We start from the raw sequence: 15627 nt of genomic DNA, 5'->3' as shown, positions 1-15627 counted from the left end.
AGGGGAACGATCGCGATATGAGCACCGACCGGGGAGGGGTCGCCGGGTTCCGGCTGACCGGTCGCACCTGGGTGGACGACCTGGGGATCTGGTCGTCGGCCGTCACGGCCGACGGGCGGCCGGGGAGCGCGCTCAGGTTCGATCCCCGGCTGGTCGCCGACCCCTCGGCGCGCGAGCGGCTGGTCGCGGCCGTGATCGCCGACCGCAGGCTCGCGCAGGGCGGCACGCCCGGGCTGGTCCCGGTCGCCGACCTCATCACGGCCGGGGACGAGGTCTGGCTGATCACCTCGGAGCCGGTCAGCCCGACGGTGGGCGACCTGCTGTCGTCCGGCCTGCCCGGGATCCCCCGGCCCGACGCGGGCAGCGCGGCCACGGTCCTGGTGGAGACCGCGCAGGCGCTGCTGGCCGTGCACGCCTCCGGGCTCGCGCACGGGGAGCTCCACCCGGGCACCGTGGTGATCGCCTCGGACGGGTCGGCGCTGCTCGCGGAGCGAGGGCTCGCCGACGCCCTGCTCGGCCGCCCTCCCGCGCCGGAACGCGACGTGGCGGCCTGGGCGTCGCTCGCCCGGGGGCTCGCCGCGACCTGGGCCTCGGCCGACCGCGGGGCAGCCGGGCTGCTGGAGCGGGTGGCGGCGACGGCCTCCATCAGGGGGCTCGCCCCCGCGCGCGACGCGCTGCTCGCCGGGCGCGACGTGCTGCCGTCCGGGTTCACCACCCGCGACAGGCTCGTGGCGACCCTGCACCGGTGGCCGGGGCACGAGGCCCCCACCCTGGGCGGGCATCCGGCGCCCGTACGTCCCGCCCCCGACGAGGGGGAGATCGTCACGCTGCTGCACGTCCCGAGGCAGGGTGATCCCCGCACTCCGGGGGGCGGCCCGGCGGGCGGCGACCAGCGTGGCCCGGCGGGCGGCGAGCGCCGGCCCGAGGACGTGGTCATGCGGTTCGGCCCCGGCGTGCCGTCGGAGACCACGGCCGCCCAGCTGTGGCGGGCCGGCCGGGACCAGCAGCAGACCGAGCCGCCGGGCGGCAGGCTCGCCGCCGCCGCGGCTCCCCGCGCGCGGCGCAGGCGCGGCCGTACGATCCTCGCGTCGGCGATCCTCGCGCTGATGGTCGTGGCCGCGCTGGCGCTCTGGCTGTTCTGGACCCCGGCGGCGCCGCTGGAGGTGTCGAAGGTGGACGTCGGCGCCCCGAAGAAGGCGCAGGGGTGCGACACGACGGTTAAGATCATCGGCGTGCTGTCCACCAACGGCGCGGGCGGTGAGATCCGCTACCAGTGGAAGCGGAGCGACCGCAAGGAGCCGATCGCGCAGACCGACCGGATCGCGTCCGGGGACGCCTCGCACGAGGTGAGCCTGGAGTGGACGGTCAAGGGTGAGGGAAATTTCAAGGGAACGGCCACCCTGACGGTGCTCTCCCCGGTCCCCCAGGGGAAGAAGATCCAGGACAGAGCCACCTTCACTTACAAATGTTCATGAGTGATCACCAAGGTCCACAATGCGGCACAAAGCCGTTCTTACTACTCTGGCGGCCATGACCACGCAGACCCCCTCCGGTTGGTACCCCGACCCCTACGGCTCACCGCTGTTGCGGTGGTGGGACGGCAGTGAGTGGACGGACGCCACCCATCAGACGGACGCTCCCACGGGGCAGGGCACGGGGCAGGGACCGCAGACCGGCCCCTTCTCCCAGCCGCACCCGGCGGGACCCGGCCCCCAGCAGACGGGTCCGCATCCGGCCGGGCCCGGCTCCCAGCAGACGGGGCCGCGCCCCACGCAGGAGGGCTCCCCGGGGACCGGCCCCTCCGGCTCCTTCCCCTCGGGCCAGTGGCCCCCTCCGGCCGCGCACCAGCAGGCCGCGCACCAGCAGGCCGGGCAGGCACCGGCGGGCGCGGGACAGCCGCACTGGGCCGGGCCGCCGAACAGCCACACGGCGCAGATGCCCCTCCCGCCGTACGACGGCTACCCCTCCGGGCCGCCGCCGCGCAAGAGCAGCCCCCTCCCGTGGATCCTGGGCGGCGGGGGCGTGCTGATCCTGATCGTCGTGATCGTGGTCGCCGCGATGTACCTGATCAACCCCGTTGGCAGGAACACCGCGAGTGAACCCACCGGCCTCTCGACACCGCCCCCCACCGCGTCCCCGGAGCCCAGCCAGGAGCCGACCCCCGAGGCGACCCCCGCGCCCTCGGGGAGCGCGCCGCCCCAGGCCGTCGACGGGCGCGTCACGGACCCGGTGACCGGCCTGTCGTACGAGATGCCCGGTGAGCCGTGGGAGGTGCCCCCCAGTGTCGGGGGCGGGCTCGGGTTCGTCTGGACCAGCGCGGCCGTCGCCGTCGCCCAGGAGAACTTCGACGGCAGGGGCGGCAACTGGCTCGGCAACGTGCTGACCGGCGAGCTTCCCGACCAGTACGGCTACCAGGGCGTCGACAGCATGCGTTCGGTCGCCACGACGCTGCTGCAGGTCGTGGAGCCCGCCTTCTACACCCCCCCGCACCGCCGGAAGATCATCGAGGACAAGGCCGTCAAGGTCAGCGGCAGGGACGCCTGGCTGTTCGTCTTCGACCTGGACTTCTCCGAGCAGGCGGAGGCCAACGGCTGGAAGTGGAAGCGGGAACGGGCCGCGTTCGTGATCGTCGACCGTGGCGAGGGCAGGCGCCCAGCGCTGGCCTACGTCTCCGTACCGGACAATCTCGACATATCCGTAGCAGACAAGGTGATCAAGTCATTCAAGCTCTCGTGAAGTGAGTACTACCCTGAGGGCTATGAGTGACCTGCTGGTCTGGATCGACTGTGAGATGACCGGGCTCGACCTCGGACGTGACGCGCTTGTCGAGGTGGCCTGCGTGGTCACCGACGGCGAGCTGAACCAGCTTGACGAGGGGGTGGACGTGGTCATCAAGCCCCCGCCCGAGTCCCTTGAGCAGATGTCGGAGGTGGTGCGGGGGATGCACACCGCCTCCGGCCTGCTGGACGCGCTGGAGGGCGGCGTCACGCTGGCCGAGGCCGAGTCCATGGTGCTCGAATACATCAGGGGCCACATCCGGGAGCCGAAGAAGGCCCCGCTGTGCGGCAACTCCATCTCCACCGACCGGTCGTTCCTCTCCCGCGACATGCCGGCCGTGGACGCGTTCCTGCACTACCGGATGATCGACGTCTCCTCGGTGAAGGAGCTGGCCAGGCGCTGGTACCCCCGGGTCTACTTCGCCTCGCCGGAGAAGCAGGGCGGCCATCGGGCGCGGGCCGACATCGTCGAGAGCATCCGGGAGCTGCGCTACTACCGCGCGGCGGTTTTCGTGCCCCTGCCGGGCCCCGACTCCGCCACCGCCAGGGAGCTGGCCGAGGGCGTGTCCACGCACAGAGCTTGAGCGTTTCACGAGAAACCCGGTACGAAACGACTCCCAAAGACCGCTACACTTTTCATGTGCTGCTGCGGCGGCGATGGTGGGTGTAGCTCAGTTGGCAGAGCGCTAGGTTGTGGTCCTAGATGCCGGGGGTTCAAGTCCCCTCACTCACCCCACGAGAACGGCCGGTCCCCAGGGACCGGTCGTTCTTCATTTCCAGCCTCATTACCCCCCAAAAGTGGATATTGCAGGTTATGCTCGCTGCTATCGCTACGCCGTTAGTATCGGGGGTTTCGGCGACCTGACCGTGTTGCAGCCACGGAGGCCGGATGAGAGTCGACGACGCCCCGTTCGACGCAGAGCCCAGAGTCGTGACGGGTCTGAGCAGGCGTGAGACCGAGGTCATGGAACTGATCGCGACGGGTCGCTCCAACGGGCAGATCGCCCAGCACCTGTTCCTGAGCGAGAAGACCGTGAAGAACCACGTGAACCGGATCTACGCCAAGCTCGGCGTCGACTCGCGGGTCACCGCGATCGACCTGTGGCTGGAACGGGCGGCAGGCGAGGAGGCCCAGCACTACTAGCGCCCGCCGGAGGCGAAGCCCCCGGTGCCCCCGGTGCCCCCGGTGCCCCCGGGCGCGAGGGACTCCGATGACGCCGGGCGGGGAGCCCCGTACCCCGGGCGTGGGGACCCCGATGACGCCGAGCGGAGGAATCCCGTACCGCCGGGCGCGAGGAACCCCGGTACCGCCGAGGGGAAGGGATCCGCTTGAACGGGAGGACCCCCGGTACCGCCCGGCGCGAGGAATCCCGTACCGCTAGGCGGGGAGGCGCAGGCAGCGGGAGGCCTCCAGGGCGCGGGCGATGGCGGACGTGCCCTCCGCCAGCTCCTCCGGGGTGATCGAGAGCGCCGGGCGCAACCGCACCGACCGCTCGCCGCAGGGCAGGACCAGCACGCCCTCCTCGTCCCGCAGCCGGGCCACCAGGAGGTCGCGCTCCACCGCGTCCGGCAGGTCGAAGGCGCACATCAGGCCGCGCCCGCGCACGTTCTCCGCGAGGTCGGGGAAGCTCTCCTGGATCTCCCGCAGCGCCGCGAGGAGCTCGGCGCCGAGCCTGCCCGCGCGCGGGATCAGGCCGTCGCGCTCCACGATCTCCAGGATCCGGCGGGACCGGACCATGTCGACCAGCCCGCCGCCCCAGGTGGAGTTGATCCTGCCGCTGACCTGGAACACGTTGCCGGGCACCGCGTCGACCCTGCGGCCCGCCATGATCCCGCCCACCTGCACCTTCTTGGCGAAGGCCACGACGTCGGGGCTCAGGCCCAGCTGCTGGTACGCCCAGGGGGTGCCGGTGGTCCCCGCCCCGGTCTGCACCTCGTCCATGACGAAAAGGGCGTCGTGCTCGTGGCAGAGCCGTTCCATCGCGAGCAGGAACTCCGCCCGCATGTGGTTGTCGCCGCCCTCGCCCTGGATGGGCTCGGCGATGAAGCAGGCGATGTCGTGGGGGTGGCGCTCGAAGGCCGCCCGCGCCGCGGCCAGGGATCTTTCCTCGGCCGCCTCGACGTCGCCGAGGTGGATCGCGGGCACCTCGATCCTGGGCCAGTCGAACTTCGGGAAGCGGTCGGTCTTGATCGGGTCGGTGTTCGTCAGCGAGAGCGTGTAGCCGCTGCGGCCGTGGAAGGCTCGGGTGAGGTGGAGCACCCTGGTGCCGAGGTCCGGGGAGCGTCCCCGCGAGGCGTTGAGGCCGCTCTTCCAGTCGAAGGCGCACTTCAGCGCGTTCTCCACGGCGAGGGCGCCGCCCTCCACGAAGAACAGGTGGGGCAGCTCGGGGTCGCCGAGCACCCGGGCGAACGTCTCGGCGAAGTCGGCCAGGTGGGTGGTGTAGAGATCGGAGTTGGAGGGCTTGTTCGCGGCGACCCTGCCGAGCAGCGCCAGGAACTCCGGATCGTCGTCGAACGGGTTCACCCCGAGGGGCGCCGAGGCGAAGAAGGTGTAGAAGTCCAGGTAACTTCGGCCGGTGTGGGCGTCGACGAGACGGGACCCCCGGCTTCGTTCGAGGTCCAGCACGAGCCGGTAGCCGTCGACGAGCAGGTGACGGGCGAGACGGCCATGAACGTCCATGTCCCCTCCACGGTGATCCGAGAAGATGATCCCCCGTCATTGACACATCTACATGGAGACATTACGCATTGGATCCGATTCTCATGAAGATTTTCTTGTCCCCGTGCGGCCGGGACGCGGGAATCCGGGCGCCGGGACCGTACGGCCACCCTCCCCCGGGTGCCCCTTCCCTTCCCGAAGATCGCCCCTCCCGAGCCCACAGACCGGTCAAATCGGCTTATCGTGCGATAAGGCAGTACAACCGCCAGGAGGAAACCAGATGTCCCTTCGCGAATCCGCAGCCGACATGCGGGACGAGCTGGTCCGCCTCCGGCACGCCCTGCACCGGGAGCCGGAACTCGGCCTCGACCTGCCGCGCACGCAGGAGAAGGTGCTGACGGCGCTGTCGGGCCTGCCCCTGGAGGTACGGCTCGGCGAGGGGCTGAGCTCGGTCACCGCCGTGCTGCGCGGCGCCCTGCCGGGTCCGACCGTGCTGCTCAGGGGCGACATGGACGCCCTGCCGGTCACCGAGCGGGGCGACGCGGCGGTCACCTCGCGGCTGGCCGGGCGGATGCACGCCTGCGGCCACGACCTGCACACCACCATGCTGGCGGGCGCGGCGCACCTGCTGGCCGCCGGGCGCGACCGGCTCGCGGGGAACGTGATCTTCATGTTCCAGCCCGGCGAGGAGGGCCCCGGCGGCGCGAAGATCATGATCGACGAGGGCGTGCTGGACGTGACGGGTGAGCGCCCGGTCGCGGCCTACGCCCTGCACGTGATCAGCTCGATCCTCCCCCAGGGTGTCTTCGTGACGAGGAGCGGCCCGATCATGGCCGCCGTGGACAGGCTCACGGTGACCGTACGCGGCGCCGGGGGCCACGGCGCCTCCCCGCACCGCGCCAAGGACCCCATCCCCGCGGCGTGCGAGATGGTCACCGCGCTGCAGACCATGGTGACGCGCGCGTTCGACGTGTTCGACCCCGTGGTCGTCACCGTCGGCAGCTTCCACGCGGGCAGCGCCGACAACGTGATCCCCGAGGAGGCCCGCTTCGAGGCCACGGTCCGGTCGTTCTCCTCCGCCGCGCACGCGCGCGTCCAGGAACGGGCGGTGGCCCTGGTGAAGGGCATCGCGGCGGCGCACGGGCTGGAGGTGGACGCGGGCTACGAGGTGAGCTACCCGGTCACGGTCAACGACGACGCCGAGGCCCGCTTCGCGGGCGCGGCCATCCGCGAGGTCTACGGCGAGGGGCGCTTCGTCGAGGCTCCCCAGCCGTTCACCGGCTCCGAGGACTTCTCCTTCGTCTGCGACCAGGTGCCGTCGGCCTTCGTGGCACTCGGCGCCTGCCCCGCGGACCTCGATCCGGGCAGGGCCGCCTACAACCACGCCCCCGAGGCGAGGTTCGACGACGCGGTGCTGCCCGACGGGGCCGCGCTCTACGCCGAGCTCGCGACCCGCCGCCTCGCCCTCGCCGCGAGCTGAACCGCGAACCTGAGCCGCGAACCAGAGCCGCGAGCCCGAACCGCGAGTCTGGGCCGCGAGCCTGAGCCGCGAGCCCGAACCCCTGGCCGAGCGGACCGGACGGAGCCCGTACCACGGCGGCCCGTCCGGTCCGCGCCACACCACCGCGCCACACCACCGCGCCACACCACCGCGCCACACCACCACGTCACACGGCCGCGTAGACCACCAGCGAGACCGCCACGTACTGCGCCAGGTAGGCGGCGACGGTGAAGGCGTGGAAGACCTCGTGGAAGCCGAACCACCGGGGAGAGGGGTCGGGCCTGCGCGTGCCGTACACGACCCCGCCCGCCGTGTAGAGCACCCCGCCGAGGAAGATCAGAGCCACCGCGGTCACCCCCGCGCCCGCCACGAGCTGGGGCAGCACGAAGACGGCGGTCCAGCCGAGGGCGATGTAGAGCGCGGTCGAGAGCCAGCGGGGGGCGCCGGTCCACAGCACCCGGAAGAGGACCCCGGCGATCGCGCCGCTCCAGATCACGCCGAGCACCACCGCGCTCGCTAGCCCGTCCAGGGCGAGCAGGGCGAACGGGGTGTAGGTGCCCGCGATGATCAGGTAGATGTTGGCGTGGTCGAGGCGCCGCAGCACCTCCTCCGAGCGCGGGGAGAGCGTGCCGCGGTGGTAGGTGGCCGAGATGCCGAAGAGCAGGCCCGAGGTGATCGCGTAGATCGCGGCGGCGAACCTCGCCTCCAGGGTGGGGCCCAGCGCGACGAGGACGAACCCCGCGACGAGCGCCACGGGCAGCGCCCCCGCGTGCAACCAGCCGCGAAGGCGGGGCTTGACGGACTCTGCGAGCGTTTCGGCAAGGATCGGGGCCATGAACTTACGGTAGCGTAAGTTACGCAGCCGTAGGTTGTGATCTGTCCTACACCGACCTCAACCGGTCGCGACTGCGCATATGGTTTCCCCTTCGGGTTCACATCAGGCGGGTTCACATCGGGTGGGTTCGCATCAGGGAGAAGAGGACCGGACCGATGGGCAGGCGGGAAGCGCGGGAGCCGATGCCGGGACGGTATCCGGTGACCTTCGGCGAGGTCGATCTCCTGCGGGACCTCGACCGCCCCTCCGGCTGGGTGGTCTCCAAGGACGGCGTCCCGCAGTCGTACGTCGACCTCGACGACGCCACCTACCTCGACTTCGAGTACGTCCGGCTGATGGCCGACGTCATCGACCTCCTCGACGAGGGCCCGCTGGACGCCGTGCACGTGGGCGGCTGCGCCTGCACCCTGCCCCGTTACGTCGCGGCGACCCGCCCCGGGTCCCGGCAGATCGTCGCCGAGCCGGACGAGGGGCTCGTCCAGCTCGTCAGGGACCAGCTCCGGCTGAAGTCGGTACCACGGCTCAAGGTCAAAATCCTCGACGGCCGCACCGCGACCGCCGGTCTCGGCGACGCCTCGGCGGACCTGCTCGTGCTGGACGCCTTCAGCGGCGCCACGATGCCGCTCGACCTGGCCACCTCCGAGTACATGGGGGACGTCGCCCGCGTCCTGCGCGCGGGCGGCACCCTGCTGGTCAACGTCGCCGACGGCAAGGGGCTGGCCTTCGTCCGCCGGGTGCTCGCCACCGTCCGCGGCACCTTCCCCCAGGTGGTGCTGCTCGCCGAGCCCGGCGTCATGCGGGGACGCCGCTTCGGCAACCTCATCGTCGCCGCCTCCCGCGTACCCCTGCCCGTCTCCGACCTGACCCGGAGGGCCGCGGGCGGCCTCACGCAGGCCCGCTGCGTGTACGGCGAGGACATCGTCAACTTCGTCGCCGGGGCCCGCCCGCTGAACGACGGCGACGCCGTGGTCATCCCCGTCCCCCCACCGGCGGTCTTCGGCTGACCCGGTCGCCACGCCCCTCCCCCTTGGATCCGGCCCCTCAGCCCGGCGCGGGGACCCAGGCGCCGACCAGGGTGCCCTCGCCGGGCGCCGAGGAGACGTCGAGGCCGCCGCCGAGCGCGGCCAGCCGGTCGGCGAGCGCGCCCAGGCCCCCGTGGCCGGGCGCGCCCCGTTCGAAACCCCTGCCGTCGTCGGAGACCGTGGCCCGTAGCCGCCCGCCGGACCAGGCCAGCCGCACCTCGATCCGGGAGGCCCCGGCGTGCTTGAGCGCGTTGGCGACGGCCTCGCTGACCGTGAAGTACAGGGCTCCCTCGATCTCGTCGGGGAAGCGCCGCGAGCGGAGCTCCCGGTCCGCCGTCACGACCGTGGCCACCGGCAGCCGCGAGCAGCGCTCCTCGACCGCCTCCGCCAGGCCGCCCTGGCTGAGCACGGACGGGTGGATGCCCGCCGCCAGCTCCCGCAGGTCGGTGAGGGTCTGGCGGGCCTGCTCGCGCAGGAGCGCCAGGCTGCCGGGGCCGCCGCCGGTGGCGCGGGCCAGCTCCAGCCCCGCGATCAGCGCGACGAGCTGCTGCTGCGCCCCGTCGTGGATGTTGCGCTCGATCCGCCGCCGCTCGGCCTCCTGCGCGTTGACCAGGCGCGCCGCCAGCCCCGCGCTCTGGATCGCCAGCCCGATCGGCACCGCGAGCGAGCCGAGCAGCCTGCGGTCCTCGGCGTTGAGGCGCCCCGCGACCTTGGGACCGCAGGCGATGTGCCCCAGCCCCGCCGGGACGGTGAGCACAGCCTCCCCGCTCTCCCCGCCCGCCACGACCCGCGTGCCGTCCGCGAGCGTCACGGCGGCCCACCGCGTCTCCAGGCCCGCCCGTACGGCCTCCGCCAGCCTCCCCAGCTGCTCCACGGGGTCCGCCTCCTCCAGGCCCGGCCCGAGCTCCGTCAGGAGCTCGTCCACCGTCGGCCTGAGGTCGAAGACCAGGAAGAGCCTGGAGCCCCTGACCGCCACCCGGATGTCGAGCAGGTTGTGGCGGAACACGACGGTCGCGATCACCGCGGGCAGCGCGGCCACCGCCGTCACGACGCCGACCCAGCTCACCGCGTGGCCGCCCTGCCCGAAGATCATTGTCACCACGGAGCCGCCCAGGGCGGCCACCGTCCCGAGGATCATCCAGCGGAGGCGGCGCCGCTCGACGAGGGTGCCGCGCCGCCCTCGCAGCACGAGGGAGGCGAGCACCGACAGCGCCACGAGGAAGACCACCACCTGCCCGAGCCCGCCCACCGTGGCGGCGAGCAGCCCGGCGACGCCTTCGAGCCCCAGCGGGTTGCCGTACGAGAAGGCCGAGGCGTAGACCTCGTCGGGGCTCAGCAGGACGCCCAGCCAGTGCAGGAGGATCGCCACCCCCGCGATCCAGGCGACCGGGCGCCAGCGCGGCGAGGGCAGCCTGCCGTCGGGGAAGATCAGCGGGATGAACACCCAGCTCAGACCGTAGAAGCCGGAGAACAGCGAGGTCAGCAGCGTGCCGGTCACGGCGAGGGCGCCGTGGGCGTCGCCGTACGCCACCAAGACGCCCACGCCGAGGCAGCCGAGACCGAGGCAGACGGCGGTGGCCAGCAGCAGCCAGCCGTAGGGGTTGTCGGGGCGCCTGACCGCGATGAGCAGGCCGACCGAGGGCAGGATCGCGCAGGCCACGATGAACAGCCACTGGCTGAGCGGCGCGGGCATGCCGACCTCCAGCAGGCCGCCCGCGACCATTCCGGTCACCGACACCGCGGCCATGGACACGGCGAGGGCGCGGACCGGGGCGGACGCCGGCGGGCCCGGTGGCGGCGCGGGTGCCGGAACGGTTCGGGAGGCCGTGGACGTCATGGGACGTAGGGTGACCTGCCGCGGGCTCCGGCGTCCAGGGGGTTGTCCGCACATCCGGTGCGGTTCGCCGCACCCGCGAGACGGAGGACCGCCGGGTGTCGCGAGCCGGGAGCGCTTCCTAGTTTCGGACGAGGGCCATCGGGGAGGTGGCCGCAACGCCGGAGAACATCCCGAAGGAGCATCTCATGCGGTTGTCGTTCCGATCGAAGCGCCTGCTGGCCCTCGCCGTCGCCGTCGCGGCCGTCCCGGCGACGGCCCTGCCGCTGGCCGTCCCCGCGTCGGCTGTCGCGGCTGAGACGGTCGCGGCCGAGACGGTCACGGCCGAGACGGTCACGGCGGGGAGGTCCTTCGCCGGGCCGGAGATTCCGGACAGCCCCGCGGGCCGGCAGCTGCGCTGGTTCCTCGGCGCCCCGGACCGGGCACCGCTGCCGGAGAGCGAGCTCGGGGAGCACCTCAACTCCGGCTACCTCTCGTCGCTCACGGTCAACGGCGTCAACGCCTTCCTCAAGGCGTCGAAGGGGTTCCGCCTGGAGAAGCTGACCAAGGAGACGCCGTCCGCGCTGGCCGGGACCGGGGCGATCGGGGAGCAGCCGTTCACCCTGCAGCTCGGCGTGGACGGCGACGGGAAGATCAACCTGCTCGGGCTGACGCCTCCCGAGCCCTCCGTACCCGCCGCTCCCAAGAGCTGGAAGAAGCTCGACGCCCGGCTCCGCGAGGTCGCGCCCCGGGTGGGCTTCCTCGCCGCCGAGATCGACGCGCGGGGCAGGTGCGACGTCGCGCACGCCGTGGCGCCGGACACGGTCCGGCCACTGGGCTCGATCTTCAAGCTGTACGTGCTGGGCGCCGTGGCCGAGAAGATCCGCGACGGCGGGCTGCGCTGGGACACCAAGCTCACGATCAAGCCCGAGTGGAAGAGCCTGGGCGAGGACGGGCTGACGGGCCGCCCCGACGGAAGCACCACCACGGTCGAGGAGGCCGCCAAGCTGATGATCTCGATCAGCGACAACACGGCCACCGACATCCTGATCCACACGGTCGGCCGCAAGGCCGTGGAGGCCAAGGTACGGCTGTGGTCGGGCCATCCCGAGCGGAACATCCCCCTGCTCACCACGCGCGAGATCTTCCTGCTCAAGGGCGTGAACCACCCCGCGCAGGCCCGCGCCTACCTGGCGCTCGACACCGCCGGCAAGCGCGCCTACCTGAAGGACACGGTCGCCAAGCAGTCGCTGTCGGACATCGTGCTCTGGCAGAAGCCCAGGGAGATCGACACGCTGGAGTGGTTCGGCTCGCCTCGCGACGTCTGCCGCGCCTACGCCGGGCTTCTCAAGCTGGGCGGCAAGCGGGTGAGCGCGGTGATGTCGGCCAACGACGTCGGCCTCGGGCTCGACAAGAAGAAGTGGCCGCTGGTCTGGGCGAAGGGCGGTTCCGAGATGGGTGTCCTCGACCTGTCGTACCTGGCCCGCTCGGCCGGGGGGAGGACCCACGTCGTGACCGTGCTGACCAGCGACCCGGCCGGCGCGCTGGACGAGCGGGTCACGGCCCCCGAGCTGATCTCCCTGAGCCGGGGCGGGTTCGCGCTGGCCTCCGGGAGGTAACCCCGGCCGGGGACGCCGGGAAAGACCCGGCCGGGGACCGGGGAACCGCCACCGGCCAGCCGACGATCTTCACCCTTCACCCTTCACCGCCGAGACCGTGGCACCTCGTTGCCACGGTCTCGCTCGTCATGGTCTCGTTCGTCGCGGTCTCGTTCGTCGCGGAATAGTTGAAACATCAACTGAGTTATCACCGGCGAACATCGCAGGAAGGAAACCGCAATGCCGGCCGTGACCGTAGAGAACCCGCTGACCCTGCCCCGCCTGCCGCAGCCGCTGAACGCCACCCGCGAGCGCCAGGTGCTGGCCGTCACCACCGCACCGAGCGGATTCGAGGGAGAGGGCTTCCCGGTCCGCAAGGCACTCGCGACGATCAGGTCCCAGTACCTCGACCCGTTCATCATGATGGACCAGATGGGCGAGGTCGACTACGCGCCGGGCGAGCCCAAGGGCACCCCCTGGCACCCGCACCGGGGCTTCGAGACCGTCACCTACATGATCGACGGCGTGATGGACCACGCCGACTCGCACGGTGGCGGCGGCACGATCTCCGACGGCGACACCCAGTGGATGACGGCCGGCGGCGGCATCCTGCACAAGGAGGCTCCCCCGGAGTGGCTGGTCCAGAAGGGCGGCCTGTTCCACGGGATCCAGCTCTGGGTCAACCTGCCGGGCAGCGAGAAGATGGTCGCGCCGAAGTACCAGGACATCGGCAGGACCAACGTCGTGCTGCTCAGCAGCCACGACGGCGGAGCGCTGGTCCGCCTCATCGCGGGCGAGGTCGGCGAGTTCACCGGCCCCGGCTCCACCCGGACGCCGATCACCCTGCTGCACGCCTCCCTCAGCCCCGGTTCGCGGCTGACGCTCCCCTGGCGCAAGGATTTCAACGCGCTCGCGTACGTCCTGTCGGGACGCGGCACCGCCGGCGGTGACCGGCAGCCGATCGAGTCGGGCCAGCTGGCCGTCTTCGACGGTTTCGGCAGCCTTCCCGGGCTGGGCACCGACGGCGAGACCATCACGCTGTCGGCGGCGGGCACCCAGGAGAGCCGCAGCCCCAACCTGGAGGTCATCGTGCTCGGCGGCCGCCCGATCGGCGAGCCGGTCGCGCACTACGGGCCGTTCGTGATGAACACCCAGGCGGAGCTGGCGAAGGCGTTCGAGGACTATCAGGCCGGTCGTCTCGGCACCATCCCCGCCGGCCACGCCTGATCGCGTAGCACGGCCACGCCTGATCACGTAGCACGCGGCCCCCGCACCGGGATCCGGTACGGGGGCCGACGTGCGGGGTCTCCGGTGCGGGACGACGCCCGGGAGCCGACGCGAGGCCCGGCGTCCGGCGCGGATCGGAGCATCACGGCCGGTGAGGTCATCGCCCCGGCACGGGGCCCGGCTGCCGGGGCTAGCGTTCGGTGAGGGTGACGCAAGCGACGCGGGGGCCGGCGGTGCCGGCGTCGGCGCCGGTGGTGCGGGTGGGCTTGGCGTGGATCACGAGCGACCTGGGCAGCCGGCCGGGGACGAGCGCCCAGTCCTGGGTGGTGGTGGCGATGGCGTCGCCCCGGACGTCGGTGGTGAAGTCGAGCCAGACCTCGTTCTCGGCGGTCGCCTGGGTGTGGGAGTGCTGGTAGTGCGGCCCGGCGTCCTCCGGTTTGAAACCGCACGCGTTGACGTGCAGGTGCGCCCCGTACGTGCGGCTGTGCAGCATGCCCTTGACGACGACCCTGGCGGTGGCGAGGACCGCCCCCGACTCCATGGTGACCTGCGCCGACGCACCGGGGGGCACCAACGCGGTGTCGTAGACGATGGCGGAGGCGCGCGGCGCGGGACTGGTGAACGTGCCGCCCCCGGCGAGGCGGATCCCCTCGGCGCTCGGACCCGCGCCGGGGCTGTGCCCGGCCGGATGAGGCGCGGCGACCTGCTCGCCGCAGCCCGCGCAGAGCAGGACGACGACGGCGGCGAGAACTCCCAGAATGCGCATCCACGATCTCCTTGACCGGGCCGGAGAAGAGCAGCGCCCACCATATCGAGTGATCATATGACCACGCTGGGTATTGACCGCTCCCGGCCACGCCGCCCCGGAGATCCTCGACGGGAACCCGGCGGGGATGCGGTGATGATTCGGCGAGGATTCGGCGGGCGTCCGGTGAGGACCGCGCGATGTCCGTGCGGTGTTCGTGCGATGTCCGTGCCGCGCGTGGAAAGGCGGAGATCACGGCAAAGGGCGAGCCGCCCTCGCCCGGTCCGTCACACCGGAACCGCCTTCATCGAGCCCGTCACGACATCGGGCCCGCCACCACGTCCGACCCCTCACGACATCGGGCCGTCGCAGCGTCGAGCCCCTCACGACATCGAGCCCGTCACAACGCCCGGCCCGTCACGACATCGAGCCCGTCACGACGGCGACGATCGTGGTGTCCTCGGGGAAGGCCCCGCGTTCCGCGAGGGTGAGGACGCCCCACATCATCTTCGCCACGTAGATCCGGTCGAGTGACATCCCGTGCCGGTCGGCGAAGTCGTCGGCGAACGCGTCCAGCTCGGGAGCGCGCCTGGCGTAGCCCCCCGCGTGGAAGTCGTGGTCGATCGCCCAGTTGGCCGACACCTCTCCGTAGGTGGCCGCCTGGAGCCTGGCGACGTCGCCGTCCAGGGACCGCGCTCCCCTCAGGACGGAGAATCCCAGGGCCCGCCGCCCGGCGGGCAGCCCGGCGGCGATGCCCGCGAGCGTGCCTCCGGTGCCGACGGGGCAGCACACGACGTCGAACGGCACGCCGATCTCCCCGGGGAGCTCGGCGCAGCCGCGGACGGCCTGCTCGTTGCTGCCGCCCTCGGGCAGCAGGTAGAACCGGCCGAACCTCCGGCGGAGCGCCTCGACGACGGGCGCGGTGTCCTTGGCGCGGTAGGTGGTGCGGTCCAGGTAGACCAGCCGCATCCCCGAGCCCGCCGCGAAGGCCAGGACGTCGTTGAGCGGCAGGTGCTCCTCGCCCCGGATGACGCCGACGGTCCGGAACCCGAAGCGGGCCCCGGCCGCGGCGACGGCCCGCACGTGGTTGGAGTAGGCGCCGCCGAAGGTCAGCAGGGTCTCGTGGCCCAGCTCTGCGGCCCGCGCCAGGTTGTACTTGAGCTTGCGCCACTTGTTGCCCGGCAGGAGCGGGTGGATCAGGTCGTCGCGCTTCAGGATCACGCGTACGCCCGCGCGGGCGAGGCGGGGGTCGTCGAGCTCCACGAGAGGCGAGGGCGGCGTCCGGCCGAACTCCGCGAGGGACGAGAGCGACATCCGGTCGGGCTCCCTGAGGGGTGAGGGCGGCGTCCGGTCGAGCTCCGCGAGGGACGAGGGGGACGGTCCGCCGAACTCCGCGAAGGGCGAGAGCGACATCCGGGCGAGCCCCACAGGGGACGGGGAAGACGTCCGG

Annotated in this window: 13 protein-coding genes and 1 tRNA gene; 9 read left to right on the top strand and 5 right to left on the bottom strand. The window is 72.3% G+C overall.

The annotated features are described in order from the left end of the window. The first annotated feature begins 17 nt into the window (after window positions 1-17). From ABT053_RS08240 to ABT053_RS08220, 5 genes are all read left to right on the top strand, one after another. Window positions 18-1475: a protein kinase family protein gene (locus tag ABT053_RS08240; protein WP_350968195.1), complete on the top strand. Its 1458-nt coding sequence runs from the start codon at window positions 18-20 to the stop codon at window positions 1473-1475. Between the two features lie 55 nt (window positions 1476-1530). Continuing rightward, the gene (locus ABT053_RS08235; RefSeq protein ID WP_350968194.1) at window positions 1531-2736 is read left to right on the top strand and encodes a DUF2510 domain-containing protein; all 1206 of its coding nucleotides are present in this window, start codon (window positions 1531-1533) and stop codon (window positions 2734-2736) included. Between the two features lie 22 nt (window positions 2737-2758). Continuing rightward, a complete protein-coding gene (orn, locus tag ABT053_RS08230; protein WP_350968193.1) occupies window positions 2759-3361 on the top strand; it encodes an oligoribonuclease in 603 nt (200 codons plus the stop codon). 76 nt (window positions 3362-3437) lie between these two features. Continuing rightward, window positions 3438-3513 (top strand) — tRNA-His (locus ABT053_RS08225). 153 nt (window positions 3514-3666) lie between these two features. After that, on the top strand, window positions 3667-3921 hold the full coding sequence (locus ABT053_RS08220; protein WP_350968192.1) for a helix-turn-helix domain-containing protein: 255 nt from the start codon (window positions 3667-3669) through the stop codon (window positions 3919-3921). Window positions 3922-4155: 234 nt separating this feature from the next. Here the strand turns inward: ABT053_RS08220 and lat are convergent, their stop codons facing one another. After that, complete coding sequence (gene lat, locus ABT053_RS08215) at window positions 4156-5457, bottom strand: L-lysine 6-transaminase (RefSeq protein WP_350968191.1); 1302 nt, start codon at window positions 5455-5457, stop codon at window positions 4156-4158. A gap of 259 nt (window positions 5458-5716) precedes the next feature. Between lat and ABT053_RS08210 the strand changes: the two genes are divergently transcribed. Then, window positions 5717-6916: a M20 metallopeptidase family protein gene (locus tag ABT053_RS08210; RefSeq protein WP_350968190.1), complete on the top strand. Its 1200-nt coding sequence runs from the start codon at window positions 5717-5719 to the stop codon at window positions 6914-6916. 187 nt (window positions 6917-7103) lie between these two features. On the opposite strand, the gene trhA is transcribed toward ABT053_RS08210, so the two are convergent. After that, the gene (gene trhA, locus ABT053_RS08205) at window positions 7104-7772 is read right to left on the bottom strand and encodes a PAQR family membrane homeostasis protein TrhA (protein WP_350968189.1); all 669 of its coding nucleotides are present in this window, start codon (window positions 7770-7772) and stop codon (window positions 7104-7106) included. Window positions 7773-7927: 155 nt separating this feature from the next. Here trhA and ABT053_RS08200 point away from each other — a divergent pair, with 155 nt between their 5' ends. Continuing rightward, window positions 7928-8776 (top strand): spermidine synthase, encoded by an 849-nt coding sequence (locus ABT053_RS08200; RefSeq protein WP_350968188.1) that lies wholly within the window; start codon window positions 7928-7930, stop codon window positions 8774-8776. 37 nt (window positions 8777-8813) lie between these two features. On the opposite strand, the gene ABT053_RS08195 is transcribed toward ABT053_RS08200, so the two are convergent. Then, window positions 8814-10631, bottom strand: a complete 1818-nt coding sequence (locus ABT053_RS08195; RefSeq protein ID WP_350968187.1) for a sensor histidine kinase — start codon at window positions 10629-10631, stop codon at window positions 8814-8816. Between the two features lie 185 nt (window positions 10632-10816). Between ABT053_RS08195 and ABT053_RS08190 the strand changes: the two genes are divergently transcribed. Both ABT053_RS08190 and ABT053_RS08185 read left to right on the top strand, forming a co-directional pair. Beyond that, complete coding sequence (locus ABT053_RS08190) at window positions 10817-12226, top strand: serine hydrolase (RefSeq protein ID WP_350968186.1); 1410 nt, start codon at window positions 10817-10819, stop codon at window positions 12224-12226. Window positions 12227-12445: 219 nt separating this feature from the next. After that, on the top strand, window positions 12446-13432 hold the full coding sequence (locus tag ABT053_RS08185) for a pirin family protein (RefSeq protein WP_350968185.1): 987 nt from the start codon (window positions 12446-12448) through the stop codon (window positions 13430-13432). Between the two features lie 190 nt (window positions 13433-13622). On the opposite strand, the gene ABT053_RS08180 is transcribed toward ABT053_RS08185, so the two are convergent. Together ABT053_RS08180 and ABT053_RS08175 are read right to left on the bottom strand one after the other, a co-directional pair. After that, on the bottom strand, window positions 13623-14198 hold the full coding sequence (locus ABT053_RS08180; protein ID WP_350968184.1) for a superoxide dismutase family protein: 576 nt from the start codon (window positions 14196-14198) through the stop codon (window positions 13623-13625). Window positions 14199-14594: 396 nt separating this feature from the next. Continuing rightward, window positions 14595-15590 (bottom strand): 1-aminocyclopropane-1-carboxylate deaminase/D-cysteine desulfhydrase, encoded by a 996-nt coding sequence (locus ABT053_RS08175; protein ID WP_350968183.1) that lies wholly within the window; start codon window positions 15588-15590, stop codon window positions 14595-14597. Window positions 15591-15627: the final 37 nt, after the last annotated feature.

Source organism: Streptosporangium sp. NPDC002524, assembly GCF_040295985.1.
GTDB lineage: Bacteria > Actinomycetota > Actinomycetes > Streptosporangiales > Streptosporangiaceae > Streptosporangium.
The sequence above is the reverse complement of the archived record's forward strand: the minus strand, read 5'-3'. Positions and strand labels throughout refer to the sequence as shown.

Bases quoted from the DNA above. Each gene is read 5' to 3' on its own strand.
- ABT053_RS08240 (WP_350968195.1), top strand. From the start codon at position 18: ATGAGCACCGACCGGGGAGGGGTCGCCGGGTTCCGGCTGACCGGTCGC.
- ABT053_RS08235 (WP_350968194.1), top strand. From the start codon at position 1,531: ATGACCACGCAGACCCCCTCCGGTTGGTACCCCGACCCCTACGGCTCA.
- orn (WP_350968193.1), top strand. From the start codon at position 2,759: ATGAGTGACCTGCTGGTCTGGATCGACTGTGAGATGACCGGGCTCGAC.
- ABT053_RS08220 (WP_350968192.1), top strand. From the start codon at position 3,667: ATGAGAGTCGACGACGCCCCGTTCGACGCAGAGCCCAGAGTCGTGACG.
- lat (WP_350968191.1), bottom strand. From the start codon at position 5,457: ATGGACGTTCATGGCCGTCTCGCCCGTCACCTGCTCGTCGACGGCTAC.
- ABT053_RS08210 (WP_350968190.1), top strand. From the start codon at position 5,717: ATGTCCCTTCGCGAATCCGCAGCCGACATGCGGGACGAGCTGGTCCGC.
- trhA (WP_350968189.1), bottom strand. From the start codon at position 7,772: ATGGCCCCGATCCTTGCCGAAACGCTCGCAGAGTCCGTCAAGCCCCGC.
- ABT053_RS08200 (WP_350968188.1), top strand. From the start codon at position 7,928: ATGGGCAGGCGGGAAGCGCGGGAGCCGATGCCGGGACGGTATCCGGTG.
- ABT053_RS08195 (WP_350968187.1), bottom strand. From the start codon at position 10,631: ATGACGTCCACGGCCTCCCGAACCGTTCCGGCACCCGCGCCGCCACCG.
- ABT053_RS08190 (WP_350968186.1), top strand. From the start codon at position 10,817: ATGCGGTTGTCGTTCCGATCGAAGCGCCTGCTGGCCCTCGCCGTCGCC.
- ABT053_RS08185 (WP_350968185.1), top strand. From the start codon at position 12,446: ATGCCGGCCGTGACCGTAGAGAACCCGCTGACCCTGCCCCGCCTGCCG.
- ABT053_RS08180 (WP_350968184.1), bottom strand. From the start codon at position 14,198: ATGCGCATTCTGGGAGTTCTCGCCGCCGTCGTCGTCCTGCTCTGCGCG.
- ABT053_RS08175 (WP_350968183.1), bottom strand. From the start codon at position 15,590: ATGTCGCTCTCGCCCTTCGCGGAGTTCGGCGGACCGTCCCCCTCGTCC.